Origin of the sequence: Photorhabdus sp. RM322S (assembly GCF_042879395.1) — a bacterium.
Lineage (GTDB): Bacteria > Pseudomonadota > Gammaproteobacteria > Enterobacterales > Enterobacteriaceae > Photorhabdus > Photorhabdus khanii.
In genome coordinates this window covers 1-26,361 of record NZ_JBHFKW010000035.1, presented here as the reverse complement: position 1 = coordinate 26,361, position 26,361 = coordinate 1, and the positions used below count along the sequence as shown (strand labels likewise).

Genomic DNA, 26,361 nt, shown 5'->3' with positions numbered 1-26,361 from the left:
AATCAATATCAAAAATATTTTTCAAACTTAATTAACACTTCGTTTTTGCTATATGAGTATAGCCAATCGACATTACTATTGTTTTTTCTATACCGATAAGTGATGACCGGCGTTAAGCCAAAAACATCAAATTTAGGCATACTGAGAATTGCCGAATAGAGTTGTTCATTGTCTTTACGGCGTGCACTTAATGGCATACTGTAATCTCCAAACTGCCTCTGTCGTAATGCGGTAAATACCACAGCATTAATTCCCGGATACAACTGGGTAGAAATACCCGCTCGTATGCCTTTCTGTTGATAATCATCCGCTTTCTCAACACTGGTTTTATTAACCCAATCACCACCAGTAAAGGTAATTGTCTGATCAGTTAAATAATAAGATAAGGTGGCATAAACAGAAGTCATATTACCGTCATTATGATTATAAAGTTTATGATAACGAAACTGTTTATATTCACCTTCAAGATTCAATGCCAGATTTTTTGATAGAATATTCATCCATTCAGTTTTCACTCCTGTGGTGCGATAACGGGAATGGTTACCAACATGATTAAACTCAATAATTGGACCTATCAGAAAATCATTTTTCTGTGCCTTATAATTATATCCCAAATAAGCGGAAGTGGTATTTTCATTTTCCTCACTATGATGACGATAACTTTCACCATAAGTCATTGAACGCAAGGATATACCGTGGTGACCACTTAGCTGGTATATCTTACGTAACGTAGCATCATAACTGATACCATTTGCCTTCTTTGCCAAAGGCAACTCACGTTCAGCTATACAACTGCCATTTTCAGCATATTTCTGGCAAACAGGAGGCTTATTTGGTGACATATTAGTATTGTCGTTAAAAATATATCCTACGGCAAAAGACCCACGCCAGGCATTACGCAATTCAATCGCATCCTGATAGCTGGTTATATTCTTAATGACTGCTGGTGGTAATTTATTTTCGTTATCGTGATTCGCCGCAGAAATCTCATTAAACAGTAAACCTGCCTCTTTATTTTTCTGGTTCTCATAATAGACCCGGGCTAACTCCAATTTAGCCCGGGTAAAATCAGGTTGCTGGTGCAAAATAGCCTGATAATGCTGTTCTGCCGCCACTAAATTACCCTGCGAACGTGCAAGATTCGCCTGAGCAAAATGTACCAATTGCATATCATGCCCAGGTAACTTCTGATACATCAATAAAAAGCGCTCTACGTCCTTAACTTGTTGATGATTAATAGATAAATACAGCGCCTGACCAACCTCATTCACATTATTCTCAACACTGAAAGTCTGACCATTAAGGACTATCGATAAATGATCAGTATTCTCATTCACAGTTTCATCAGTGATGATCTCTTTTTCTTGTTCCTGCAAATTTCGCTGTACGTTATGCCACAATCTTCTGCCGGTATCTTCATCTGCCAGAGCCAAAGAAGGGTAAAAAAACAAACAGTTGAGCAGTATGGTAAAACGGATAATGGGGGCATTTAACATCGGAATATCACTGCTTAATAGTCGGACCAATAAATAAACAAAATAAGACAAAGCCCATATGAACTTTGCCTTATTCAGTTAACACAAATTCATATTATGGATTTTTAGTCCCACCAAAGGCGGTATCTTTACTGTGATCCGAATTAAATTTAGCCACACCAGCTAAACTCGACGCATTATCACCAAAGAAGTGGCCGTTGTTTGTACCGACAACATTTCCTGCTGTCGCCGTCCCAACAAACGAGCCATCTGCTCTAATTCTAGAATCAATACCAACAGTCAATGCACTATTTGCTATTGAACCAGAAAGCCTTTTCTGGCCGAAATCAGCAGTGAATGTCCCTTGCAGAGCATTGCTGCCACTATATTGGTTAATTCCTTTAACCGTATAGGTTGCTATGCCACCAGTAGGTAAATTAGTCGTTATGTCTTTACCGGAATAATAGGCAGTATGAGTCTTATCGTTTATCTGACCGGTTTGTGACCATTCACCAAAGTAGACATCAGCATTAGCGACTTTACTAAAGTTAAAGACCCCCATACCACCATGGCTACCTGATCCAGGCATAGAAATTTTATGAATACCATTGGCATCCGCTGCGGCATAACGGGTAAGGCCCGAGAAGCTGACAATTTTACCTCCGGCTATAGACTGCACCCCAATCCCCGGTTCTCCCCCAGAGCTTGCATGACCAGTCCCCCCCTTTTCAGTCACATTTACCCTAATGCTGGGTTTATTCTGATCAAAATTTTGAGTTTGCCCAAAACCAGGGGTAGCTATTGCTTGTGTTACTAATCCACATGTACCTAATACTGCAATTAACACTTTAACTTTGTTCATAGCATATTCCTTATGTTAACTAATTAAATGTTAGAGATTGCTTATTACATAGTTTTAGTACTGTCCGAAGACTGACGCGCATATTAACGTACTTTTAATAAAAAATGAAATGATAATCATTATCATGAAATGATTATGTGAACTTGTATAAAATGACAATAAATACACCTAACTATTTAATTATTAAATCAATATTTACCATAACCATAGTAAAATTATGGAAATAATCTTGGGTGGATAAAGCTAACAATAAGTGTAAAAAAATCAATACACATGAATATATTGCCAAGTTATTATTTAATAATGTAATTAATTTATATGTTACTATTTTCATGGTAACTAATAAGATGATAATTATTGATTCTAAATTAATCAAAAAATATTTGACAATTTAAAACTAAAATCAATAAAGATGAGCCTATAATTTATCTTATTTAAGCAGGGATAAATTATTATAAAGAATTTATATATAATTATTCAGAAAACTTTCACTAATATATTATTTACTAAAAACACTAAAATAGACATATTACCAAAACGAATTAAAATACAATTACAACATTATCTCCCTCTTAAATGGACTTAATAACCACACATTTAAAAAGTAAACTTTCATTCACAATGAAAATTTTTTATGAAGTAAATTTTCAAATAAAAATATTGATACTACTTTTATCTTATATGAAAGAATTGAATAAGTTATTTACATAAGTTCATCAATTCCCTACCTTTTGGCAGGGAATTGATGTGGATGTGATACTTTGTCACTAAATTAAGAAGTTAATTGAGAAACGACCATTCTCGCCCTAATCTTCAATATGATAGACAATAAAACAGAGTTCACAAAAAGACCTAAAACCAAACCATACCAAAACCCTACAATTCCCATGCTATCGGTTACCCAGTCTGTCAAAGCCAAAATAAACCCTAGTGGTAAACCAACTAACCAATAACCAAATAAAGGCGCGTAAAATACCGATCGGGTATCATGAAAACCACGCAAAATACCCGCTAAAGTTCCCTGAAAGGAGTCGAAGAACTGGAAGAAACAGAATAAAAAAGCCAGGCTAAGTGCGATTATTATCACTGAGTCATCGTTAGTATAGAGTGAAATCAATGGCGCCGCGAAGAAATATATTAGAAAACCAAAAATTACGGAGATAGATAATACCAAAGAAATCGAAACTCTTATAACACCCATTAATGATGTTCTATCTCTCTGCCCAATATAGGAGCCCACTCTTACCGTCGTCGCAGTCGCAAATCCTGTAATGACGGTATAAATGATAGTGACGATATTAAGCATAATATTATGTGCGGCAACAGTCTGAGTGCCTAAAGGCGCAACGGATACAGCAACCACATCGAGAAAAACCATTTCAACAAAAAAAGCCAATCCACTAGGAATGCTAATATAAAAAGTCCTCAGTAAATCTTGATATTTTGGGAATTTTAAACGAAATCGATATCGCCGATACTCATTTTTCAGCAAAAAATAAACAACTAAACATACAGCACTGAGATTATTAATAATTGCCGTTGTAATACCCGCACCAACGCCGCCCATTTCCGGTAAACCAAATTTCCCGTAAATAAGCATGTAATTTAACGGTATATTCAGTAATAAGGCACCAGAAGATAGGTACATAGCAACTTTCGTGTCTTCTAAGCCTTGCAGAAATGAACGAAAAACATTAAATATCATCACCCCGGGAACACTAAATGCCATAGCAATAACATAGCCCCGTGTAATATCTAAGATATTATCATCTAAGCCTATAAATGAAAAAAGTTTGCTAATTAACATTAACAATAAAATTATTGGTATCGAAAGTATCATCGATAGAAACAAATAATTCCTAAGGCTCTCTTTGACCCCTTCTTCATTACCTTGCGCTTTGTGCTTTGCGACATCTGCCGCAAGCATGATAATAGTCCCGTATCCCAACACAAATATAGGGAACCAAATACTACTTCCTAACGTTACTGCCGCTAAATCAGCAGTAGCATAGTGACCAGACATCACTATATCAACAACCCCCATTGCGGTACGTGCTATCTGCGCAATAATGATGGGAAAAGAAAGTAAGAACAGTTGTCTTAATTCCTGCCAGTTTGAAAATTTAGCCATAAAAATACCGTTAATTTATTGATTAGCTCCAATGTTGATCATACTAACAATAAATTATCACTAAAATCATGCGGAAAAATTTTTAAAAATTTAAAATTATGGGCATATCCTCTATTTTTGTTCAGGAAATAGAAAGAAATAAATCAGGCAACCTAACGAAAACGAACTACTTCACAAGAAATTCTGTGATCTTTCTAGAAGATTAGATATTTATTTAAGTCTTTTGTTCTCATTTTCCATTTTAATAGTTAATGTTACTCGACTTAAGTAGCTTCTGCTTTTTGTGATAATGTCCACATAATTAAAAAATAGCGACACCCGATATATCACTGAATTAGTAACATTTTTAAATTATTTATTTGATTAATAAAGAATTAGCGGAAATATAATGTCTAATAATAAAATCTTTATTGTTTTAGCGATACTGGCGACGGGGCTTTACACAATTTCAACCGATAAAACGACTTCTCAACCTGTCAAAACGACTGTACAAATTCATCCTCATCTTAGTCAAATTTGTCAGGCAACCGCATCTATCCTATTTTGTCAAAATAACGATGATGTGACGTATATGCACTACATTCGACCCAGTGATAATTCCCTATGGAAAATTAAATGTCGTTTAAAGGGCGATCGTGTCGAATGGGCTTCCAATAACGTCGATAACATTGGTCGTTGGAGAATTGATGAAAATGACGAAAAAATCACATTTTCTATCACCGGAAATTCCCTTAAGCTGATAGATACCTACTCCGACGGTTCATCAATCAAACAAATGTACACGTTAAATTCCTTGTGAACGGCAGTAAGTGGAGCTGTAGTTTTGATAAAAGCCGCTTACATCTATTCATCAAAGATACATGTAATCTTACCGATATAGAGAAGAGACCGAAAATGAAACCAGAAACTCTTGCGATCCACGGCGGATATTCTCCCGATCCAACCACCAAAGCCGTTGCTGTCCCTATTTATCAAACAACATCCTATGCATTTGATAGTACCCAACACGGTGCCGATCTGTTTAATTTAAAGGTCGAGGGAAATATCTATTCCCGCATTATGAACCCGACTAATGATGTACTGGAAAAGCGGGTTGCTTTACTTGAAGGCGGAATAGCCGCATTGTCGGTCGCATCCGGTATGGCTGCTATCACCTGCGCTATTCAATCCATTGCCGGAGCCGGGGATAACATTATATCTGTTGCCAAGTTATATGGCGGCACCCATAACCTGCTGACTCACACATTGCCCCGGTTCGGTATTGAAACACGCTTTGCTGACCATGATGATATTGCAGCATTGGAATCACTGATTGATGACCGGACCAAAGCGGTATTCTGTGAATCCATTGGTAACCCAGCGGGTAATATTGTTGATCTGAAAAAGTTCGCAGAAATGGCTCACCGTCATGGCGTTCCTTTAATCGTTGACAATACCGTCGCCACGCCTGCGCTTTGCCGGCCCTTTGAGCACGGCGCCGATATTATTATTCACTCTCTGACCAAATACATGGGAGGACACGGTTCTACTATTGGCGGCATCATTGTTGATTCCGGTAACTTCCCTTGGGAAAAACATAAGCAAAGATTCGCCATTCTGAATAACCCGGATCCCTCTTATCACAACGTCATCTATACCGAACAGTTCGGTAAAGCCGCGTTTATCGGGCATTGCCGTGTCGTACCGTTACGTAACATGGGTGCCGCGCTATCGCCTTTTAATGCTTTCCTTATTTTGCAAGGGTTGGAAACGCTGGCATTAAGAATGGAGCGTCACACTGAAAATGCCCTGAAAGTGGCCCATTACCTGCAAAATCATCCTCAAGTTAGTTGGGTGAAATATGCAGGATTGCCAGACCACCCAGAACATGAACTGGCACAGCAGTATATGAATGGGAAACCATCAGCCCTTCTCTCCTTTGGTATTAAAGGCGGGCAGGAATCCGGCGCCCGCTTTATTGACGCGTTAAAACTGATTGTGCGCCTGGTTAATATTGGTGATACAAAATCACTCGCCTGCCATCCAGCTTCAACCACTCATAGCCAATTAAATGACGAGGAGTTAATTAAAGCAGGTGTACCACACGATATGATCCGCCTGTCAATCGGCATTGAACATATTGATGATATTATTACCGATCTTGCCCAAGCTCTGGATGCATCGAAATAATTTAGAACTGCCATACACCCCGTTCTGGTGAACGGGGTTCTATTTATCTGCTATAACCGCTTCTTTTACTGTCTCTATTTTAATTATTTTCCCTTAATCAACGTCGCTGACTTTTATTTCCTTATTTTTACCTACTAAAACAACAAGCAGGGGATAACAAATTAAATCGGTCACCCTGTCGCCAATATTCGATAAAGTGGCCTCCCCCTATCCCTACGAAAACGTGTAATAACGTCCAAATGGCGACTATTCACGTCAAAAAATACAAGGAAAACAGATGAAAGTTCAGCTAGCCTATACTTTGTTATTAAGCTCATTGTTCTGTGGGTATGCTTCGGCAAAAATCCCAAGTGAATTCAGCTCCACGCCATCATTTGAGGATAATTTTAATGGCACAACACTCAATAGCCAAAAATGGGATTACCGTGGTTTAGGTGTCAGAAATAATTGTATTAATACTCAATCAGCCGTTATTGTACGGAATGGATATTTAACCATAAAAACCTATTCTGATAGTTATTCCGGCAAGCTACAAAATTATTGCGGCATGATTTCAACACAAAAAAGTTTCCTACAGACATATGGCTATTGGGAAGCTGCTGTCAGATTTAATCGCGCCGAAGGTAATCAGGTCGCATTCTGGGTACAGTCACCAACCATGGGTAAGGATCTAACCAATCCAGAAAAATCAGGCGTCGAAATTGATGTATTTGAACACTTAGCTGAGGCTAAACAAGATCAATATGATCATGCGATTCACTGGAATGGTTATGGCAACGCTCATAAACAATGGTCAAAGAAATTGTCTATGAGTAAACTTGCTGATGGTAAATTCCATAAATTTGCGGTGGCATGGACACCAAATGGCTACACATTTTATGTTGATGATGTTCCTCAATATTTGTCTGGTCTGGAACAAGTCCCTATTTCAATCGCAAACCAATACATTATTTTAAGCTCTGAAGTACCGCGCAGTTATCCAGCTCAGGGTTACGGCCCGATAAATAAAACAACCGCCACATTCGACGTTGATTATGTGAAAGTTTATCCGTATGTCGGTAATCAGAAATAATAATCCACACTGTATTATTCGCTGCAATAAATTAGGACCGTAGGAAAAATAAATACGGTTAGCCAGTGATAATCATTCTCCTTGAATATTAAACAAGTAAGAAAAATATTGGCGTCCAATCACTGGACGCCATTTTATCATTAGAATGTTACATTAACTTTAGCCCATATTGTTCGGCCGGGTTCATTTACTGAGGTGTTTGCTGAATAACCAAAGGTACTATTACCTGCAAGGTTGAGGTGTTCGCTGTATTCTTTATTCAGAATGTTGTCGATACCTGTGCTAACTTTGACATTTTTGTTGATCTTATAGGCGACGTTTGCAGAAAGCACGCCGAAACCCGGGCTGTCTTTAAAATCTTTGCCGACAACATTTCCCTGATCTATAGCAATCCGATGCTGGCTGCTAACCAATCGCCACAAACCGGTACTGCTCCAGTCACCACGTTCATAAGTCAATCCGAAACGGGCTTCCAGAGGTGGGATCTGAGGCAGTGGCTTGTTATCTGTGGTATTTTCACCCCATGAATAAGCCAGGCTGGCATCCGTTTTCCAATGATCTGTCAGTTGATAGCCAAAGCCCATCTCTCCGCCCATAACATTGGCATTAACATTATCAGCCTGGCTGAGGCGAGCATTGGTTGGGCTATATCTAAACAAAATAAAATCATTCACCCGCCCTACATAGGCTGACACCCAGCTATTAAAGCGTTCTCCCGTATATTGCGCCCCAATATCAAGCTGGGTAGTTTTTTCACTTTTCACGCCATCAAAAGCGCTGGCACTGCCTGCCGGACCGAGTTTAGGCGAGAATAGCTCCCAGTAGTCCGGGAAGCGCTCGGTATAACCAATACCGGCATAAAACATCAGCGGAACATCAGTGAGAGTATGCTCTAAACGCATAAAACCACTTGGCAAAGTATCATTTCGTTCTTTCTCGCTATTGCCGGCAAATTTTTTCACCAGACTGCGATCAAGACGGGCACCGGTTATCAACTCGCTCTGCTCTGTGGCATACCAGGTCAACTCACCAAACAAGCCATAATTACGGAATTGGGCATCCTTTTGCCACACGCTGCCTGATTTATTACGATGGGTATTAGTTTGAGTATCCGCACCACTTTCCAGCTTGAAATCTTGCCATAGCCAGGTGCCCATCGCCCGTCCTCCCACAATCCGACGATCCAGTTGCATGGACATACCACTGTTCATATTCATATGCATACCACACATATGCTTGCAGGTCGCGGAAGGCATACCCATCTTCCCCATCGATCCCATAGACATAGGGCTGTTCGGAGAACGCAAGGTTATATTGTCCATGATATGGTTGGTATAGTTGTAATAAACTTGGGCTTCAACCTTATCAAGAACCTCACTGATGTTAGATTTCTCAAAACGCACGCCGAGGCTTTCACGTTTAAATTGTGAACCATCCATATTACGCCCCGCATAGCGGGCCTCTCCATCACCTTTCCCGGCGGTCAATTCGAGCAGTGTATCTTTATCCGGCGTCCACCCCAGCGCCAGATCGCTATTCCACTTATCCCAGCGTGAAGGGACACGATACCCACTACCATCTTTATAATCATGTGAACGGGAGGTATTCCCCATTAAACGTAAATATCCCAATTCATTGCCGACACTGGCATCAACATTGCCATCCCAACGACCATTTGAACCGGTCAACCCACTGGCATTGACCTTCACCCCCGGCTCATTAAATTTAGGGTGTTCACGCTCAAACCTAATGGTCCCAGCGGAAGCACCTGGGCCCCACAATACGGTTTGAGGCCCTTTAATCAGTGTCAGCAAATCATAACTTTCCGGTGAAATATAAGATGAAGGCGCATCCATCCTGCCAGGACAGGCCCCTTGCATTTCTGCGCCATCAGTCAGGATCTTAAGCCTTGAACCAAACATTCCCCGAAATACTGGATCACCATTGGTGCCCCCATTACGGATTTGTGAAAAACCGGGTATGGTTTTCAGATAGTCAGAGCCATCACTTGCCGGAACTGGCTGACGAGGCGTTTTTGGTGACGTGACAATTGATAAAGGCGAATACAAAGGCGCAGTGACGGTAATCACATCGCCGTCATTGGTTTTTGGGTCATTCGCATGATCATGCGAATCTGGTGAGATTTCAACCGCATATCCATTAAAAGCAGCCAGCAAAAAAAGCGGCATTGCCGAGCTAATACAACGGGCCAGCGTATTTTTTTTATAAGCAACATTTTTTTCAAACATCATCTTTCCTTAATGTGCATCCGCGCTCCGAAGCGATATTGCTATCAAAAGCGGAATACGTTATAGAATCCAACCAAACAGTTTTTGGTATAAGCAAACTTTTCCTGGCTAAAAAGTTAGCAGGACAAAGCGTTTTATTATGTTTAAACCGATGAGATTAGATCTGTTCAGGCGGAGCGCGAGGCAGCGAATCCGAAAAGATGAAATGCGCAAGGAAGAGAGTTACAGGTTGAACCGGTGGTGGCCGTGAAGTCAGCGAAGTTGACCAGAATAACGGTGTATTCGCCAAATCTAGCATAGGTACATGGATAAGAAAGACGCAGTATCCACAGGCAATATCATCCAGCATCGACATGCCACCACCCGCATGCATACCCATCTGCATACCATCATGATGGTTAGTGCCCTGTGATGCAGAAGCAATGTCAGAATGAGACTCACCAATGCGCGCATGTTCCAGTGACCGGGAGATCACGGGTGCAATGAACAACATCAATATCGCTAATATACCAAGCCAGGCTGACAAGCGGCTCCGCGATGTGTAAATCTGGATCAGTGACAAACCAAGCCTATTCTGTAGAGAACACATTCAGGGAGGGGATTGTACGTATTTAACAGTCAAATGTTAAAACACTTTATGCAGGAATGTCGCTTTGACGACAAAATTTGATGTTTTTCTAAAATTAGCAGGATTTTTTTCATGAATTCGACGCAAAATCCCACCGTTCACAATAACGACATTCTTAGCAAGATAAATACAGCGATAAAGGCAACGATACCTATCGCGAAACTAATTGCTCATCCCTCACTATTTGGGAAATCACTGTAAAAGATTAGCCACATAACCCCTAAATCAATGGCAACAATGCCTACAATCTAAGTGAATTCCAAATGAACACCGAGCAAAAACCATTGCCCCACGTGTAATAAAGTAGATCTGACTCAGCATATCTACATAATATCGTTTCCACATTGACGCTTACCATATAACTCATAGACCTTCGTATTACAGCCGCATTTTTTTATCCTCCACAAAAACACTCACTAGAAGAAATTTTTTGATTGTTCAATTAAGAATAGTCTCAAAAATAAACTAATTGATATTTTTTTGTGATTTATGTAACATTTTTCGTCATGAACAGATATTCACCAAAAAAACAAAAAATGACCGTTAGATTTTTCATACTGATTTATTTAACTTCAATAGTTTGATTTTAGAAGGATAAAAGTACAAAAAATTTATCTTTAGTAACTTCTGTTGACAGTAGATTACTGTACTACATCAACGCTGATAAACAGCGTTTTGTTATAGCGACATTGGTAAGGAGATGCCCATAAAAACACATCAGAAGACCAGCACAAGAGCTGTTCGAATAAACCAACACTAATTTTATGCAACATACTAGCAAAGCACGGTTGCATAGCAGGTTAAATAACCAATCGCCGACTGAATTTAACTCGAAGAATGCTGGTTATCAGCCATTGCATCTTTTTTAGGAGAATATTCGTGGGAGGCTTTGCTAAGAACTTTTCTTATTCTGTTACTTAAACTTACAACTCTGGAGAAAATTGTGATTTTGTGTACCAAAAAAGCCCCCAAAATTCGGGGCATCATTAAGCAATTAAATATCAATAACTATGCACTTAAAATGTCGGCTCTGGTAAATAATCGCGGATCTACATTAAATGACGCTTTAGTTTGCACTTTGTATTATTGCGGATTGCTATTTCGCCCTTTCCGTGTGATTTATCGAAATGTTTTATTGGTCACCTTAAGCTTAGCTACTCTCTGCGGATTATTATTAACCCCGCCATCATTAGCACAAACAGAGATACCTTTAACAACATCAGATATTCGAACTTCTATCGGTCCAGTAGTAAAGGGGGGAGTATACAACTATGCACCTTCCGTGATATTGGATGGGGTATATCGGATGTGGTGGTGTGGTTCCGATCGCACTCATCCCGGTGATCATATTTTTTATGCCGAATCTTCATCTCTTGATGGCCCTTTCCGCGCCCGTAGGGGTAAAGATGCCTACCAGATTGTTTTTTCTCCTAACAAGGAAGCGAACGCATTCGATAAAGTCCATACCTGCGATCCCTCTGTCATACGAGTTAATGGTACATATTATATGTATTATGGTGGATGGAACAGTATTCGCACTGAAACCAGCGGCATAACAAAAATCGGCCTCGCAACAAGTCCTGACGGAATTAACTGGACACGAGCAAATAATGGTAATCCGATAATCTTACCCGCTAACAAGAAACTAGATGGAAATCCTTATGGAGCAGGGCAACCATCCGTGTCCTATCTCAATGGCATGTTTTACCTTATGTACACCGATACGACTGGAGCAAATTCCCTAGATAAAATTTACGGCGGCGGTGGACAATATGTCTTAAGATCTCCCGATCCAACCTTTCAAAGTGAAGTTGAAGAACTTGCCCCCAATGGATTCGTCACAAAAACGGAAGAGAATCACACCGAATACCGTCAAAACTACTGGGTAAGCGTCGATATGCAGTTCTCAGATGCACTCAATGCATGGATCGTGGCTCACAATGATGGTTCCAGGCTATCTTTAAGCTTTTATCCTCCAGACTTCTCTACGAAAATCTACAACGATGTCCAATTAAGTACCTCTACTGTAGAAGGCCCCGGTATTGTATCAAGACCTGATAAACACTCAGTTGTCTCAAGTACCGGGCAGTGCAGTATACTACCAATCGATGTTATCAATGCGACTGCGCGTAATTTCCCTCGTATGTCGCCTACAAACTTGGCACATATTGGTATCGACATCAGTGCTGGAATGAGCTGTGAAAGTATGCTTCCCAGTCAGGTCGCGAACATCTACGAAGGTTATGGAATTAAAGCAGCCGGTTTACCTTTAACATTTGTTGTATCTGGAACGCGTTTTCAAGCTGAGTCAATTCGGCCAATTCAGTTCTTAACTAAGAACTTCGTTGAAGTTACACCTGAGATTTTCCATATCATTCCATATGGCGCTTCATTAAAAGTCGGCGCTCCTGTTATTGGTGCAACTGAACAACCAGCCGCGTTTCTTCTTGATTCCGCTAAATGGCCAGTAAATGGAGTAAAGATAATCAGAGATAATAAATCATCTATTAAGATGGTACCGTTAGCTGAATACGATTCCTATCCAACAAAATACTCACTTTACCTGGTGCAATAACCATTTCACTAACCGAGTTAAGCATATCAAGGACTTGATATGCTTAGTTTTGATGCTACATCATGGTCGTAGACACAACATTGGAGCGTTCACGACCATACGCTGACAATTTGATGTCGCCATTTCAATACGACTCTGGATCTCAATCACTAAAGCTAGCCGTCTACCCACTGACGAGGCAGGTATAATGTATTTTATTATATCTTTTCTTAGGTGCTATCCTAGATAAGTAATTTTATCCAAATGAGAATAAAGTCGGATTGTAACGATCAAGTAATTCAGGACGCTAATTTAAACACGTTGCCATAATCGTCGTTCGTATTGATCCGACATAAGTTATCCAACCAGAAATAATGTCTTCTCCTGTCATAAAAACATCAAAGATGGCAATGGAATCCCGTTACTTTGTCTCCACTTCCAAAACCACCTCCCAAATCGGAAAATAGAGTGGGCCACAACAACTTCCTTATTCCAAGAAATCAACAAGGAAAAAATAAAAGCGTCCCAGTATCATGGAAAACTATTCACCGAAAAACAGCTTCCCAAATAACCTCCAGCGAAGCAGGGTTTTCAATTAGAGAAATATCACCCGGCTCACGCCCTTCACATATTGCCTGCATAGTTCGGCGCAACATTTTTCCTGAACGGGTCTTGGGAAGCTGGGATACGAAATACACCCGTGCCGAACGGCCCACACTGCCAATTTGTTTGTTCACCAAGCCCATCAAGGCCTTTTCCAGAGAGGAAAAATGTTCAGCATTCTGGATTTCCCTTCCATCCTTGAGAACAGCAAAGGCAACTACGGCTTGCCCCTTGATGGCATCCTTGATGCCAATAACGGCTACTTCGGCAACGTCTTCATGACCAGCAATACACTCTTCTATCTCCCGCGTTCCCAATCGGTGTCCCGCAACATTAATCACATCATCCGAACGTCCCAAAATAAAATAATAGCCATCACTGTCACGGATACCCCAATCGAATGTGGAATAAACAGGCTGGTCAAAATGACGCCAATAGGTATTGATGAAACGTGTATCATCACCATAGATAGTTTGAATGCAACCTGGGGGTAAAGGCCCTTCAACAACGAGCAAACCTTTTTCGTTATCGCCACACTCCTCGCCAGTCAGTTCATTGATGAGCTTGACATGAAAGCCATACATCGGGAAGCCAGTACTACCAAATCGGCTCTGCCTGTCATCCAGAGCGCGGGCGATGGCCATAATCGGCCAGCCTGTCTCCGTCTGCCAGTAGTTATCAATAACAGGGGTGTTAATAGCCTCAGCAATCCAGCGGGCTGTATGCTCATCAAGCGGTTCTCCCGCCAAGTACAACGATTTAAGTGATGAAATATCGTATTGTGCAATAGATTCAACCGGATATTTTTTCAGTACACGCATCGCCGTAGGCGCTGAAAACATGCGTGTTACCTGATATTTCTCCACTATCTGCCACCAAATTCCAGCATCCGGCCGTATCGGCAGCCCTTCATACATAATCGTCGCCATTCCCGCGATCAAAGGCGCATAGGCAATATACGAATGCCCCACGACCCAACCAATATCTGACGTACAAAAAAACACTTCACCCGCTTTACCACCAAAAATGATATCCATAGATGTTGCCAGTGCGACAGCATAACCTCCGACATCACGCTGAACACCTTTTGGGGTGCCCGTCGTGCCGGAGGTATAAAGTACGCAGGAGGTTTCATTTGATTCAAGCCAGGTCACGGGAACGTCAGAATCAAGGTATTCTTGCCGCAATGTTGCGAAATCAACATCTCTTTCCGGCAGCCAAACCATGTCAGCCATCCTGCGATTTACCATCAACACATGGCGGGGTTTGTGGTTCGCCAGTTCGATAGCTTCATCCAGCAACGATTTGTAAGGAATGACTTTTCCACCACGAGATCCCGCATCCGCAGACACCACCAGCACAGGCTCGGCATTATCCAACCGTGTAGCAAGGCTCTGGGCAGCAAAACCACCAAAAACAACCGAGTGAACGGCGCCGATACGGGCACAAGCGAGCAAAACAAACAGCGCTTCGGCAATCATCGGCATATATACCAAAACCCTGTCGCCTTTTTTAACGCCCAGAGAAAGCATCATAGCCGCCGTTCTGTTCACTTCCCGATGTAATTCCCTGAAAGTGAATACTTTTTCACTATTCGTTTCTGTTGAAATCATGATGAGCGCTTTGGCGTCAGGCTGGCTTTCCAGCCAGCGATCCAGTGCGTTGTAACATAGGTTGGTTTTTCCCCCGCAAAACCAGCGGGCAAAGGGAGGATTGTTGTGATCCAGAACCTGTTCAAAAGGTTGTTGCCAGAAAATGCGTTTAGCCTGATCAGCCCAGAAAGAGTGGGGATCATCAATGGATTGCTGGTAAAAAGTTTTGAATAACATAATCTCTCCTGGTACTGCGTAAAATGATAGAGCAGTACTCAAGGAGAGCAACCGCCGACGGCATTTCAGATTAGATAACGTACAAATCAAGATATTCGTTTACCGGCATGTTTTCCAGTAACTGACGGTCAAGGGAAACAGACAGAATTTTCCTCTGTTGTGTTTCAGGAAACTGACGTGCCAGATTGGTTCTGAATTTTTTCAGCAATAATGGAATGCCTTCTCGGCGACGATGAGCATGGCCGATAGGGAACTCGACTTTAACTTCATCAAGCTGGCTGCCATCTGCAAATGTAACGGTTAATGCGTTAGCAATAGAGCGTTTTCCCGGATCGTGGTAATCACAGGTAAAATCAACATCTTCAACACACACCATTTTTTCCCGCAGTGCATCAATACGGGGATCTGCCGCAACACTATCTTCATAATCCGCAGCGGTGAGACGGCCAAAGATCAAAGGAACCGCAACCATATACTGAATACAATGATCTCTGTCCGCCGGGTTGTTTAACGGACCTTGCTTATCGATAATCCGAATACAGGCCTCATGGGTACGAATAGTGATTTTTGTGATGTCATTGATAGCCTTGCCGGTGTCTTTCAGTTGCTGATGCAGACTCATTGCCGCTTCCACCGCAGTTTGTGCATGAAATTCTGCCGGGAAAGCTATCTTAAACAATACGTTTTCCATCACATAAGCACCATAGGCACGCTGGAATTTGAAAGGCTGTCCATTGAACAAGACATCATAAAATCCCCAGGTTTTTGCAGTTAATACCGAGGGATACCCCATCTCACCCTTTTGTGCCATGAAAGCCAGACGAACAGCACGGGATGTCGCATCACCCGCCGCCCAGGATTTACGTGAACCGGTATTAGGAGCATGACGGTAAGTTCTCAGCGACTGCCCATCAACCCAGGCGAGCGATACCGCACTCAGGATCTCTTCCCGGTTCAACCCCAACATTTCAGCAACAACGGCGGTCGAAGCCACTTTTACCAGAACGACGTGATCCAACCCGACTTTATTGAACGCATTCTCCAGTGCAAGACATCCCTGAATTTCATGTGCTTTGATCATGCCCATTAAAACGGCTTTGATGGTGAGCGGCTTTTTGCCACAAGCAACGGCATTTCTTGATAGCCAGTCAGCCACCGCCAGTATGCCACCAAGGTTATCGGACGGATGTCCCCATTCAGCCGCCAGCCATGTGTCATTAAAATCCAGCCACCGGATTATCGTACCAATGTTAAACGCCGCCTGTACGGGATCGAGCTGGAATTGTGTTCCCGGCACACGCACACCATTAGGCACAACCGTACCCGGCACAATAGGCCCCAGCAGTTTCTTGCAGGCCGGGTATTCCAACGCCTCTAGCCCACAGCCTAACGTATCCAGAAAACAGTAATAGGCCGTTTCATGGGCAATGGATGATGTGATCGGGTATTCCATAACATAATCCACGATATCCACAATCACCTGATCATATTCAGGACGGTTGTTTACAACAGAGGTAGACATAATAATTCCTTGTTAAAAAAACATGAATACAGGAAACACCACACCAAAAATAACGTTATCCACGCTCACCAATTGGCGTAAATACCCGATTTTCCGGCCCGGTATAATTGGCCGAAGGGCGGATAATTTTGTTATCAATACGTTGTTCAATGATGTGAGCAGCCCATCCCGATGTGCGGGCAATCACAAACAACGGTGTAAACATCGCCGTCGGTACACCCATCATGTGATAGGAAACCGCAGAGAACCAATCAAGGTTCGGGAACATCTTTTTGTTAGCCCACATCACAGATTCCAGCCGATCCGCGATATCAAACATTTTGGTTGTTCCTGCCTCTTTGGAAAGTTGCAGAGCCACATTTTTAATCACTTTGTGACGGGGATCTGAAATGGTGTAAACCGGATGACCAAAGCCGATAATGACCTCTTTTCTTGCCAGACGCGCCAGGATATCTGCCTCTGCTTCGTCAGGATTTTCATAGCGCTGTTGAATTTCAAAAGAGACTTCGTTTGCTCCACCGTGTTTTGGCCCTCTCAGTGCACCAATCGCCCCGATGATGGCGGAATAGATATCCGTGCCGGTTCCTGCGATAACCCGGCTGGTAAATGTCGAGGCGTTAAACTCATGTTCGGCATAAAGGATCAGGGATATATGCATAGTTTCTTCCCATGATTCACTGGGTTTTTTACCATGCAGGAGGTGAAGAAAATGCCCGCCTATCGACTCATCATCGGTTTCTACCTCAATACGGCGTCCGTTGTGACTATAGTGATACCAGTAGAGCAACATGGAGCTAAGAGAGGCCAGTAATTTGTCAGCAATATCACGCGCACCTGCAAGATTGTGATCGTCTTTTTCAGGCAATGTGCAGCCAAGAACGGAGACACCTGTACGCATGACATCCATGGGATGAGCGGCAGCAGGTAATGTTTCCAATGCTGCCTTGACGCTACCCGGCAAACCTCGCAGTGCTTTTAGTTTCGTTTTATAGGCGGCCAGTTCAGCGCGGGAAGGTAATTTTTCGTGGATCAACAGGTGCGCAACTTCTTCAAATTCACACTGGGTTGCAAGATCAAGAATATCGTAGCCACGGTAATGCAGATCGTTGCCGGTTTTCCCAACTGTACAGAGTGCTGTGTTACCCGCACTGACTCCCGAAAGGGCAACAGATTTTTTAGGCTTGAAAGTAGTTGACTCAGTAATTGTGTTCTGTTCGCTCATTGGTCTCACCTCGACTGTTTTTTATGCCACATAAAGTGATGAAGCTGTCCGTCATTGAGATTTTTTCTGGGAGAAAAGCGCATCCAGTTTTTGTTCAAAATCGTAGTAGTTGATGCTTTCGTATAACTCGTTGCGAGTCTGCATCATGCTGATCACATTCTTCTGTGTCCCTTCGCGGCGGAGTGTGGTGTAAACCTGCTCGGCGGCCTTATTCATTGCCCGGAAAGCAGAAAGCGGGTAAAGCGCAATGGATACATCCACATTTTTTAACTCTTCGGTAGTGAACAGTGGCGTCGCACCAAATTCAGTGATGTTGGCGAGTATTGGAACCCCGGTTGTTGACGCAAATGTTTTATACATATGCAATTCCGTGATCGCCTCAGGAAACAGCATGTCTGCCCCAGCTTCGATATAGGCTTTAGCCCTGTCAAGAGCCGCTGCCAAGCCTTCAACAGCCAAAGCATCAGTACGTGCCATAATGACGAAATGCTTATCAATACGGGCATCGACTGCGGCCTTAATGCGATCAACCATTTCCTCTTTGGACACAATCTCTTTATTCGGGCGATGACCGCAACGCTTCGCACCGACCTGATCCTCAATATGCAACCCCGCAGCGCCAGCTTTAATCATTGAGCGCACGGTGCGAGCCACATTAAAGGCAGAAGAACCAAAACCAATATCAGCATCCACGAGCAATGGCAAATCACAGACGTCCGTGATACGGCGGATATCTGTCAGCACATCGTCCAGCGTTGAAATTCCCAGATCAGGCATACCTAATGAACCCGCCGATACACCGCCACCAGAAAGATAAATAGCTTTATAGCCCGCCCGTTTCGCCAGCAATGCATGGTTGGCATTGATGGTGCCAACTATCTGTAATGGAGATTCAACTTCTATAGCCTGACGAAATGCCAAACCAGCAGAGGAAAGCGGCATACATAACCTCATTGTTATTAGGATGAAATATATTTGTTATAAAGCAATGTGTGTGCCAACAAAGTAAACAATGGCTAATAAACTTAAAAATAAAGATGGAATGGAAATTAATATGTTGTTTTTAAAATAAAAAAATATCTAACGCATTGACTAATCTTGTAGGAAAGCATCATTGATACAAAAGCGTCCTTGTTTCATAATGGATTAATTTCGTTTCAAAAAACATAATTGAAACACTTTTGAAACATAGAATTGTTCTGGTGGGAAAAACAAAACAGCACACAATATTAGGAGAACGGAATGGCAGAAGCACCATCAACAGGGCGTGATAACAGCGACAAACCGATCATTTGGACGGTATCCATTTCCCGCCTTTTTGATCTATTCCGTGACATCACGCCGGAGTTCGATCATCAGGCGAATATCACGCCCATCCAACTTGGTTTTGAAAATGCGGTTCAGCATATTCGTAAACGGCTGACAATCGAACGTTGTGATGCAGTGATCTGTGCCGGCTCTAATGGCGCCTATCTGAAAAGCCGTTTGTCAGTGCCTGTTATCATTGCAGAGGCCAGCGGATTTGATTTTATGCAGGCACTGGCCCGTGCACGGCAAATCAGCTCCCGCATTGGCGTTATCGCCTATCAGAATACATTGCCTGCGCTGGAAGAATTTCAGCAACGGTTCAACTTACGTATTGAACAACGTAGCTACATCACGGAAGAAAATGCCCGAGCTCAGATTAATGCATTAAAAGCCATCGGCATTAAAGTCATTGTCGGTGCCGGGCTGATTACCGATCTTGCCTATGAAGCTGAACTTGTCGGTGTTTTTGTCTATTCTGCGGATTCTATTCGTCGGGCATTCCATGATGCATTGGATATCGCCAGAATGACCAAGTTTAGCCAGGCTTCAATTTCTGCCTATCCAATACAGGAGACCTTGCGCACCCGCCACACCCTCAATGATATCCGGGGAAGTTCAGCCGTGATTGAGCATGTGCGCAACACCATCATGTTATATGCCCGCTCGCCTGCCACGGTTCTGATACAAGGGGAAAGCGGTACAGGGAAGGAACTGGTGGCACAAACCATTCACCATGAATATGCCCTCCGGTATGGTCAGGTTGCAGGCAAACATCAGCGCCCGTTTGTTGCCGTTAACTGTGGTGCCATTGCTGAATCCCTGCTGGAAGCTGAATTATTTGGTTATGAGGAAGGGGCTTTCACCGGCTCACAGCGTGGAGGGCGAGCAGGTCTTTTTGAAGTTGCCCATCGGGGCACACTATTTCTGGATGAAATTGGTGAAATGCCACTGCCTCTTCAAACACGGTTATTGAGAGTGCTGGAAGAAAAATCTGTCGTCAGAGTGGGAGGACACCGCCCCATTGCCGTTGATGTTCGGATCATTTGCGCCACACATTGCGATTTGGATACCTGGGTTCAAGAAAGACGTTTTCGGACAGATCTGTTCTATCGCCTGAGTGTATTGCGGATCAATATTCCCGCTCTCCGAGAAAGGGGCAACGATATTGGTACATTGGCGCTGGAATATCTGCGACGGGCGTTTGCCGCATTGAATTTGCCGGTATCGCAGTCAAGAGTACAAGAGCTTTCTGCCTGTCAGGAGGCATTGCAATCCTATCATTGGCCCGGTAATGTCCGGGAATTGCGTAATCTCATGGAGCGAATCGCGTTATACCTCAGCGCCCATACTGAGCATACATTGACACCTGAATTAATATTGGCTCTTTCACCGGAGCGCCAACCTGTACTCAGGCTGATAGAAAAAAGTACAAGGCCCTCTCTGGCGCTGCAATCTTCATTTGTTACCCCACCTTCAGCTCATGAAACCCTGAAACGATTTTCCGGCAATCGCCATGCGGCTGCGGAACATCTGGGGATCAGCCGTACTACGTTGTGGCGACGATTGAAACAGGAAATGGCCGGGAATTAATGGTGATGTAAAACGAGAGTTCAACATTTTTATCAAAACGCTATTTATCATAATATTTGAATAAAATCACTTAATAATGGTCTTTTTTACTCAATAATAGCCATTAGTTTAGCTAGTGCATCTTCAACAACAATAGGATTTGCAGATTCTATAAATTTGCCATTACGACTTTCAAGATCAACCATTTTGACTTGATTCATTAAGATTACTCCTTTAGTTTTTGAACCAGTTCCCGATAGAGTTACAGTAAAACCGTTATATCGAGAGTAGTTTCCACCCTGTGTTATCGGGGCAACTAGAACCATACCAAGATTGTTAAATCCATGTTGTGATAAAATCAACGCGGGTGAATCGCAGTAATATCAAGTAACTGATTATCAGTTGAAATCCAATACGATTGTTTTTCCCAAATCATTGGTTTCTGCATATTTTACTCCTCTAGAAAAATAGAACGTTAACTTGCTTACGTTTGTTTCACAATTTCTTCTGGCAGGAAAAGAACTAAATTAATCCTACCCCAACTACAGAAATCACTAAACAAATCAGCTACAGCATGCCCAATTTATTTGTCGTGGCACTCAGAAAATTCTATTTTACAAAACTATCATATTCGTTATCATCAAATTGATTCGGGAAACATACAATTTTTTGGTGCTCCATCAGAGTATGAACAATTTAAATTTTGTGAATAACTACACATTTGGAATGATATTATGAAAAGATATTTAAGAGCATCCGTTTGTTTAACAGATACTGAACAAAAGGTTCTTTTTGTGTGTGAAAATGATGATGATTACTGGATTTTACCTGGTGGCGGAGTAGAAGATGGTGAGTCATGTATTGAAGCTGCATCCAGGGAGTTAAAAGAAGAGCTTGGGCTCGATATGAAAATAGAACAGCTTGAATTTCATCAAGTAATAGAAAATTTTTATGAAAATAACGGCATCCCTATTCATGAAATAAATTTCATATTTAAAACTAATGTTGAAAAAGACATTTCATTTTATTTAGAGCACGGAATAAGAAGAGCGTTAATTTGGGTGCCAATAACAGAACTTCATACATTGAAAATAATGCCAAATATAGTTATTAACGCAATATTGGGAAAAACAACGAACTACATTGCGTCTTTTAACTAACAATTGGTAAAGGAATACGAAATGATTTTATATTTCGGCCTGACATTTCTAATAAACAGAATTAAAAAAATCAAGCCTGTAATTTATATCGTCCTAAAGACAAGACCCTGTAAAAAATCACTACCATACTTTTCCCGAATCTTATCTAGTTGATTTTAAAAAATTTAAAACATCATAACCTCCTAATATAACTTCTATTATGATTCAATAGTAGAAAGTGCCGGATCTAAAGCAACATTTTCTACTTTATTGGGGTATGTGTTGACTTCAATATTATCCACCAAACCATTATCCATAGTGATAATTCTGTCGGCAGCATCAAAGTATTTATCGTCATGACTAATAACTATGATCGTTTTTCCATTGCGCTTCATCTCGGGCAGTAATTCACGATAGAAAAAATTTCTATAATGAGGATCTTGATCCGCCGCCCACTCATCAAACAGACAAATAGGAGCATCTTCCATATAAGAGATCACAAGAGCCAGGCGTTTACGTTGACCATGAGAAAGCTTAGTGGTCGACAATTTGCCATCTTTAACCGTTACTTTTTCTGCCAAATTCAATTTTTCCAGATATTGACGAGTCAGCTCATCATCTGCCGATTCACCTTTGCGATTAATCACAGTATCAAACAGATAAAAATCCGAGTGAATAACACTGTACATATTCAGATAATTCTCTAGATTATCTTTATTAATCTCTTTACCATCTATTAAAATATCACCTTCAGTTTTATTCAACAGGCCAATCAATAACTTAGCAAAAGTTGATTTACCACTGCCATTACCACCTTTAATAATGATAATTTCACCACGCTGAATATCCAGATTAATCGGACCAACCGTAAAACAACTCTCTTCACCAACATATTTAAAACTTATAGAATTCAGTGAAAGTTGAGACCATTCCTCTTGTTTTTCTGTGTTTGTTAAAATTGGCTCCATTGATAAATTTTCGGAAAACTGCAAACTATCAACCTTACGCAGAGAGATGAAAGCTTTTACTATGATCTCCTGTGAGGACAAAATGAAATCAACAGGCCCCAGTAAAAAAGTCATAATAAATATAAAGGTAAGAATATCGCTACTTTCCCCTATTCCCCACATAGCATGAGAAAATAAAATAGAACCAAGTACCAGAAATAATAATATTTGCCCCCAGTTTTCATTCAACCTCCAAAAAATTTCTGATTTAAGATCAGATTCATTAATCTTTCTTAATGCTGGCAGAACACCACGATTAAAAAACGAACGCTTACGCTTGTTATTGTTATTAAGCTCTTTAACTCCATCTACCAGACTTTTGAATTGTTTATGAAGATCATCATAATCATCGCGATATATCTTATCATAAGCTTCAGCTTTATTAATGAAGTAACGCGAAACCAAAATCCCAAATGGAAAAATTACCAGAATTACCATAAATAGCTCAATCGATCTAAATGCCAGAAAGCCTAAACATGCAACCACTGTAATTACATGATAAATAAACTGCGGCATGATAGAAATAGCCCAGGAAATATCATTAACATCAGATGTTAAACTGGCCTGAACTCTATGCCCTCCAATTCTATCCAAAATGGCATATGGCGTATTCAAAATACGCCTCACCAAAGTGTTGCGAACTTCAAAAATAATTTTGACGCTTAATTTTGTCATTAGGTAGTTGGCAAAAGAACTCACAATGAATAAACAAACTAATCCAGCTAAAAACTTAACTGCCCATAATACCAAGTCAGTATTAATCTGCACCAATGCATCATCAGTAATCAAGGAGATTAACCAAATACTAAAGAAAGCACTAAAAGCACCAATAATACTATTGAAAATAATTTTTAACCGATTGGATTTAACTAAATCAGAGATCATCAACATTAACCCTTAAATAATATTTTATTATCATTAACCCTTAACAACCATTACTTTGCCATAAAGTGATTCATCCTCTCAGATCAACAAATTGAAAGTCACATGATAAAGCTTTTCACCCCATTGCCATCACTTATAGGTCGGTAAATATTGACAGCTATATTATATAATGTCGAGTATTTCCTGATATATTAAGTTCGATTTTTTGAATAAACGTTCTTGTCGGAGCATTTCAATAATATAACTTCAACTAAAATTTCAATAGCAACCGGTTCTAATACTGAATAATGGCCCCATTCACCATGGCACAAATAATAGTTTGTGTAACATAATCCTGTAACGATATAATAATTTTATCTTTTTCTGCCCGTAACTGTATTAAGCTTTCTCTGTAAATAAATATACCCGTTATCTTTCAAGTTGCCTCTTTGTTGGCTGCACTCGCTCACCCCGGTCACATAGTTATCTATGCTCCCGGGGATTCGCTCCCTTGCCGTCGCGAGGCATCTTGAAATCTATAGGGTATATCATCTTGCTGTTTAATCTAGCCGATTAAAAAGACAAGTTGGTTTAAGTGATAGGACATGGTTGAAGACTATCGCCTTATCCAGTCTCTTAATCAGGAGATCTGACTAAGAGACTGCACTGCGAAAGTTTACGGCAGATTTTACTAACAGATAGATAGTCGATACACTAGGCTGTGTCCCTCAACTGTCTGCACAGTGAAAAACCATGCAGTTTTCTCGGTGATTGATAGCAAAAATGTAGATTAATGGTTCAAAAAATGAACGGAATTGACGTTTTCTCTTCACCTTCAGCCAGTCCAAATGAATTGCGGGACACAACCTAATAATACTGATTAACTATTTTTCTGAATATAATTTTACAGCAGATTTCAACGCCTTAATATCTGAAGAACAGAGATAGGGCTTTAAAGCATTAAATTTCTCTTCTGACCAATCATATATTTTTAATCCAAGCAGCTCATTTATGATGTGCGGTTCAAACCGGTATTTAACTAATTTCGCAGGCGATCCAGCCACAATACTGTATGGCGCAACATCTTTAGTGACGACGCTATTAGCAGCGATTATAGCGCCTTCACCAATGGTGACACCTGGCATAATCATTGAACGCATACCAAGCCACACACCATCATGAATATTCGTGTCGCCTTTACCTACATAGGCCTCTTCGATATATTCCATAAATGGATACAAACAGAACCAATCTGCTCTATGCGTATTATTTCCACCCATAAGAATGATGGTTTCAGCGGCTATGCAAACATAATCGCCAATATACAATTTATCAATTGGCCACTTAGACTCCCATTGAAGGCTGACCTTATCGCCATACAAATAGCGAACGACAGATTCTTCAAAACTACCACTCCAGCAATCACTATAGTAGCTATGGGTTCCTTTGATGATAATATTTTGATTGGTTACAACTTCATGTAAAAGTTGAGCTTTTGACCAATGTTTTTCTTTCATGGTAAACAGTCTCTATTGATTATTGATTTACCATAGAATGCTTTCTATGGTGATGTATCCGCATTCAAAACACATCACATCTAGCTGATTCGAGGCTGATTTAATCGTGGGATTCTTTTCATATTAGACAATATGTTAGTCATTAATTTAGAGCGATTATCATTCACAAATTCTTCTAATCTTGTTCACATCATATCAATAGGGAACCTCTAAAAACTCCCAATACAAAAAATAAGGTCAATTTTGCCCTCATTCGCCGTAAAATTGACCTTATTGTGTGTGGCTTTTTCTTGCTTTTTCAGCGGAAAATATAACTTAATGGCTTTTTCATCACATGCCGAGATTAAAAAGCATGAATACCTGATTTTCTAAAATAAACCAAACGGTGCAAATCATAGCAGGTGGCCTTCAGCGTCATCGCAAAATTGGCTCGCAGCTGGCCTATCGTTCGGATGAATTTTTCACCCATCTGAGAGAATGAGCCAAAGATATGTTCTACCCGTGCCCGGGGTTTCGCTATTTTCTTATTTCGTCCTTTCTGGCAGTCTGATAAGGGCTTGTTGCGTGACGCTTTTCTCTGAATATGGACCCGATAGCCCTGTTCCTTCAGCGCACGTTCACGCATCTGGCTGGCATACCCT

19 protein-coding genes are annotated in these 26,361 nt (G+C 41.2%); 6 read left to right on the top strand and 13 right to left on the bottom strand.

Going from position 1 to position 26,361, the window contains the following annotated elements:
• Window positions 1–8 precede the first annotated feature (8 nt).
• The 3 genes from ACGF63_RS17970 to ACGF63_RS17960 all read right to left on the bottom strand — a co-directional run bounded on the left by ACGF63_RS17970 (window position 9) and on the right by ACGF63_RS17960 (window position 4,468).
• The gene (locus tag ACGF63_RS17970; protein WP_152962397.1) at window positions 9–1,496 is read right to left on the bottom strand and encodes a porin family protein; all 1,488 of its coding nucleotides are present in this window, start codon (window positions 1,494–1,496) and stop codon (window positions 9–11) included.
• 94 nt (window positions 1,497–1,590) lie between these two features.
• Window positions 1,591–2,337 (bottom strand): Slam-dependent surface lipoprotein, encoded by a 747-nt coding sequence (locus ACGF63_RS17965; RefSeq protein WP_036842953.1) that lies wholly within the window; start codon window positions 2,335–2,337, stop codon window positions 1,591–1,593.
• 772 nt (window positions 2,338–3,109) lie between these two features.
• Window positions 3,110–4,468 (bottom strand): MATE family efflux transporter, encoded by a 1,359-nt coding sequence (locus ACGF63_RS17960; protein WP_152962398.1) that lies wholly within the window; start codon window positions 4,466–4,468, stop codon window positions 3,110–3,112.
• Window positions 4,469–4,856: 388 nt separating this feature from the next.
• On the opposite strand from ACGF63_RS17960, the gene ACGF63_RS17955 reads away from it, so the two are divergent.
• The 3 genes from ACGF63_RS17955 to ACGF63_RS17945 all read left to right on the top strand — a co-directional run bounded on the left by ACGF63_RS17955 (window position 4,857) and on the right by ACGF63_RS17945 (window position 7,709).
• Complete coding sequence (locus ACGF63_RS17955) at window positions 4,857–5,267, top strand: hypothetical protein (RefSeq protein WP_036842948.1); 411 nt, start codon at window positions 4,857–4,859, stop codon at window positions 5,265–5,267.
• Window positions 5,268–5,362: 95 nt separating this feature from the next.
• Window positions 5,363–6,637 (top strand): bifunctional O-acetylhomoserine aminocarboxypropyltransferase/cysteine synthase, encoded by a 1,275-nt coding sequence (locus tag ACGF63_RS17950; protein WP_152962399.1) that lies wholly within the window; start codon window positions 5,363–5,365, stop codon window positions 6,635–6,637.
• 277 nt (window positions 6,638–6,914) lie between these two features.
• Window positions 6,915–7,709, top strand: coding sequence for a family 16 glycosylhydrolase (locus ACGF63_RS17945; protein WP_152962400.1), 795 nt, complete (start codon window positions 6,915–6,917; stop codon window positions 7,707–7,709).
• Window positions 7,710–7,849: 140 nt separating this feature from the next.
• On the opposite strand, the gene ACGF63_RS17940 is transcribed toward ACGF63_RS17945, so the two are convergent.
• Both ACGF63_RS17940 and ACGF63_RS17935 read right to left on the bottom strand, forming a co-directional pair.
• Window positions 7,850–9,961 carry a TonB-dependent copper receptor gene (locus ACGF63_RS17940; protein ID WP_387632489.1) on the bottom strand — a complete coding sequence of 704 codons (2,112 nt, stop codon included), beginning with the start codon at window positions 9,959–9,961 and terminating at the stop codon, window positions 7,850–7,852.
• 154 nt (window positions 9,962–10,115) lie between these two features.
• A complete protein-coding gene (locus tag ACGF63_RS17935; RefSeq protein ID WP_241826104.1) occupies window positions 10,116–10,484 on the bottom strand; it encodes a DUF2946 domain-containing protein in 369 nt (122 codons plus the stop codon).
• A gap of 1,045 nt (window positions 10,485–11,529) precedes the next feature.
• Between ACGF63_RS17935 and ACGF63_RS17930 the strand changes: the two genes are divergently transcribed.
• On the top strand, window positions 11,530–13,161 hold the full coding sequence (locus ACGF63_RS17930) for a hypothetical protein (RefSeq protein ID WP_387632487.1): 1,632 nt from the start codon (window positions 11,530–11,532) through the stop codon (window positions 13,159–13,161).
• Window positions 13,162–13,685: 524 nt separating this feature from the next.
• On the opposite strand, the gene ACGF63_RS17925 is transcribed toward ACGF63_RS17930, so the two are convergent.
• The 4 genes from ACGF63_RS17925 to prpB form a co-directional block, all read right to left on the bottom strand.
• Complete coding sequence (locus tag ACGF63_RS17925) at window positions 13,686–15,572, bottom strand: propionate--CoA ligase (protein WP_387632484.1); 1,887 nt, start codon at window positions 15,570–15,572, stop codon at window positions 13,686–13,688.
• Between the two features lie 70 nt (window positions 15,573–15,642).
• Entirely contained in the window at window positions 15,643–17,094 is a 1,452-nt protein-coding gene (locus tag ACGF63_RS17920; RefSeq protein ID WP_387632481.1) for a bifunctional 2-methylcitrate dehydratase/aconitate hydratase, read from the bottom strand.
• A 55-nt stretch (window positions 17,095–17,149) separates the two neighbouring features.
• On the bottom strand, window positions 17,150–18,316 hold the full coding sequence (prpC, locus tag ACGF63_RS17915; protein ID WP_036842927.1) for a 2-methylcitrate synthase: 1,167 nt from the start codon (window positions 18,314–18,316) through the stop codon (window positions 17,150–17,152).
• A gap of 51 nt (window positions 18,317–18,367) precedes the next feature.
• On the bottom strand, window positions 18,368–19,258 hold the full coding sequence (prpB, locus tag ACGF63_RS17910) for a methylisocitrate lyase (protein ID WP_036842925.1): 891 nt from the start codon (window positions 19,256–19,258) through the stop codon (window positions 18,368–18,370).
• A 300-nt stretch (window positions 19,259–19,558) separates the two neighbouring features.
• Here prpB and prpR point away from each other — a divergent pair, with 300 nt between their 5' ends.
• Window positions 19,559–21,214, top strand: a complete 1,656-nt coding sequence (gene prpR / locus ACGF63_RS17905; protein WP_387632476.1) for a propionate catabolism operon regulatory protein PrpR — start codon at window positions 19,559–19,561, stop codon at window positions 21,212–21,214.
• A gap of 86 nt (window positions 21,215–21,300) precedes the next feature.
• On the opposite strand, the gene ACGF63_RS17900 is transcribed toward prpR, so the two are convergent.
• Window positions 21,301–21,519, bottom strand: coding sequence for a type II toxin-antitoxin system PemK/MazF family toxin (locus ACGF63_RS17900; protein ID WP_152962708.1), 219 nt, complete (start codon window positions 21,517–21,519; stop codon window positions 21,301–21,303).
• Between the two features lie 408 nt (window positions 21,520–21,927).
• Here ACGF63_RS17900 and ACGF63_RS17895 point away from each other — a divergent pair, with 408 nt between their 5' ends.
• A complete protein-coding gene (locus ACGF63_RS17895) occupies window positions 21,928–22,353 on the top strand; it encodes an NUDIX domain-containing protein (RefSeq protein ID WP_152962407.1) in 426 nt (141 codons plus the stop codon).
• Window positions 22,354–22,550: 197 nt separating this feature from the next.
• On the opposite strand, the gene ACGF63_RS17890 is transcribed toward ACGF63_RS17895, so the two are convergent.
• The 3 genes from ACGF63_RS17890 to ACGF63_RS17880 all read right to left on the bottom strand — a co-directional run.
• On the bottom strand, window positions 22,551–24,224 hold the full coding sequence (locus tag ACGF63_RS17890; protein ID WP_152962408.1) for a cyclic peptide export ABC transporter: 1,674 nt from the start codon (window positions 24,222–24,224) through the stop codon (window positions 22,551–22,553).
• 863 nt (window positions 24,225–25,087) lie between these two features.
• Window positions 25,088–25,720 (bottom strand): CatB-related O-acetyltransferase, encoded by a 633-nt coding sequence (locus tag ACGF63_RS17885; RefSeq protein WP_387632472.1) that lies wholly within the window; start codon window positions 25,718–25,720, stop codon window positions 25,088–25,090.
• Window positions 25,721–26,063: 343 nt separating this feature from the next.
• Window positions 26,064–26,361: transposase (locus tag ACGF63_RS17880; RefSeq protein ID WP_387632469.1), on the bottom strand; the 298-nt coding region annotated here is incomplete at its 5' end.

What these genes read in the sequence shown, in the direction of transcription:
- ACGF63_RS17970 (WP_152962397.1), bottom strand. Translation starts at nt 1,496, where the DNA reads ATGTTAAATGCCCCCATTATCCGTTTTACCATACTGCTCAACTGTTTG.
- ACGF63_RS17965 (WP_036842953.1), bottom strand. Translation starts at nt 2,337, where the DNA reads ATGAACAAAGTTAAAGTGTTAATTGCAGTATTAGGTACATGTGGATTA.
- ACGF63_RS17960 (WP_152962398.1), bottom strand. Translation starts at nt 4,468, where the DNA reads ATGGCTAAATTTTCAAACTGGCAGGAATTAAGACAACTGTTCTTACTT.
- ACGF63_RS17955 (WP_036842948.1), top strand. Translation starts at nt 4,857, where the DNA reads ATGTCTAATAATAAAATCTTTATTGTTTTAGCGATACTGGCGACGGGG.
- ACGF63_RS17950 (WP_152962399.1), top strand. Translation starts at nt 5,363, where the DNA reads ATGAAACCAGAAACTCTTGCGATCCACGGCGGATATTCTCCCGATCCA.
- ACGF63_RS17945 (WP_152962400.1), top strand. Translation starts at nt 6,915, where the DNA reads ATGAAAGTTCAGCTAGCCTATACTTTGTTATTAAGCTCATTGTTCTGT.
- ACGF63_RS17940 (WP_387632489.1), bottom strand. Translation starts at nt 9,961, where the DNA reads ATGATGTTTGAAAAAAATGTTGCTTATAAAAAAAATACGCTGGCCCGT.
- ACGF63_RS17925 (WP_387632484.1), bottom strand. Translation starts at nt 15,572, where the DNA reads ATGTTATTCAAAACTTTTTACCAGCAATCCATTGATGATCCCCACTCT.
- ACGF63_RS17920 (WP_387632481.1), bottom strand. Translation starts at nt 17,094, where the DNA reads ATGTCTACCTCTGTTGTAAACAACCGTCCTGAATATGATCAGGTGATT.
- prpC (WP_036842927.1), bottom strand. Translation starts at nt 18,316, where the DNA reads ATGAGCGAACAGAACACAATTACTGAGTCAACTACTTTCAAGCCTAAA.
- prpB (WP_036842925.1), bottom strand. Translation starts at nt 19,258, where the DNA reads ATGCCGCTTTCCTCTGCTGGTTTGGCATTTCGTCAGGCTATAGAAGTT.
- prpR (WP_387632476.1), top strand. Translation starts at nt 19,559, where the DNA reads ATGGCAGAAGCACCATCAACAGGGCGTGATAACAGCGACAAACCGATC.
- ACGF63_RS17900 (WP_152962708.1), bottom strand. Translation starts at nt 21,519, where the DNA reads ATGGTTCTAGTTGCCCCGATAACACAGGGTGGAAACTACTCTCGATAT.
- ACGF63_RS17895 (WP_152962407.1), top strand. Translation starts at nt 21,928, where the DNA reads ATGAAAAGATATTTAAGAGCATCCGTTTGTTTAACAGATACTGAACAA.
- ACGF63_RS17890 (WP_152962408.1), bottom strand. Translation starts at nt 24,224, where the DNA reads ATGATCTCTGATTTAGTTAAATCCAATCGGTTAAAAATTATTTTCAAT.
- ACGF63_RS17885 (WP_387632472.1), bottom strand. Translation starts at nt 25,720, where the DNA reads ATGAAAGAAAAACATTGGTCAAAAGCTCAACTTTTACATGAAGTTGTA.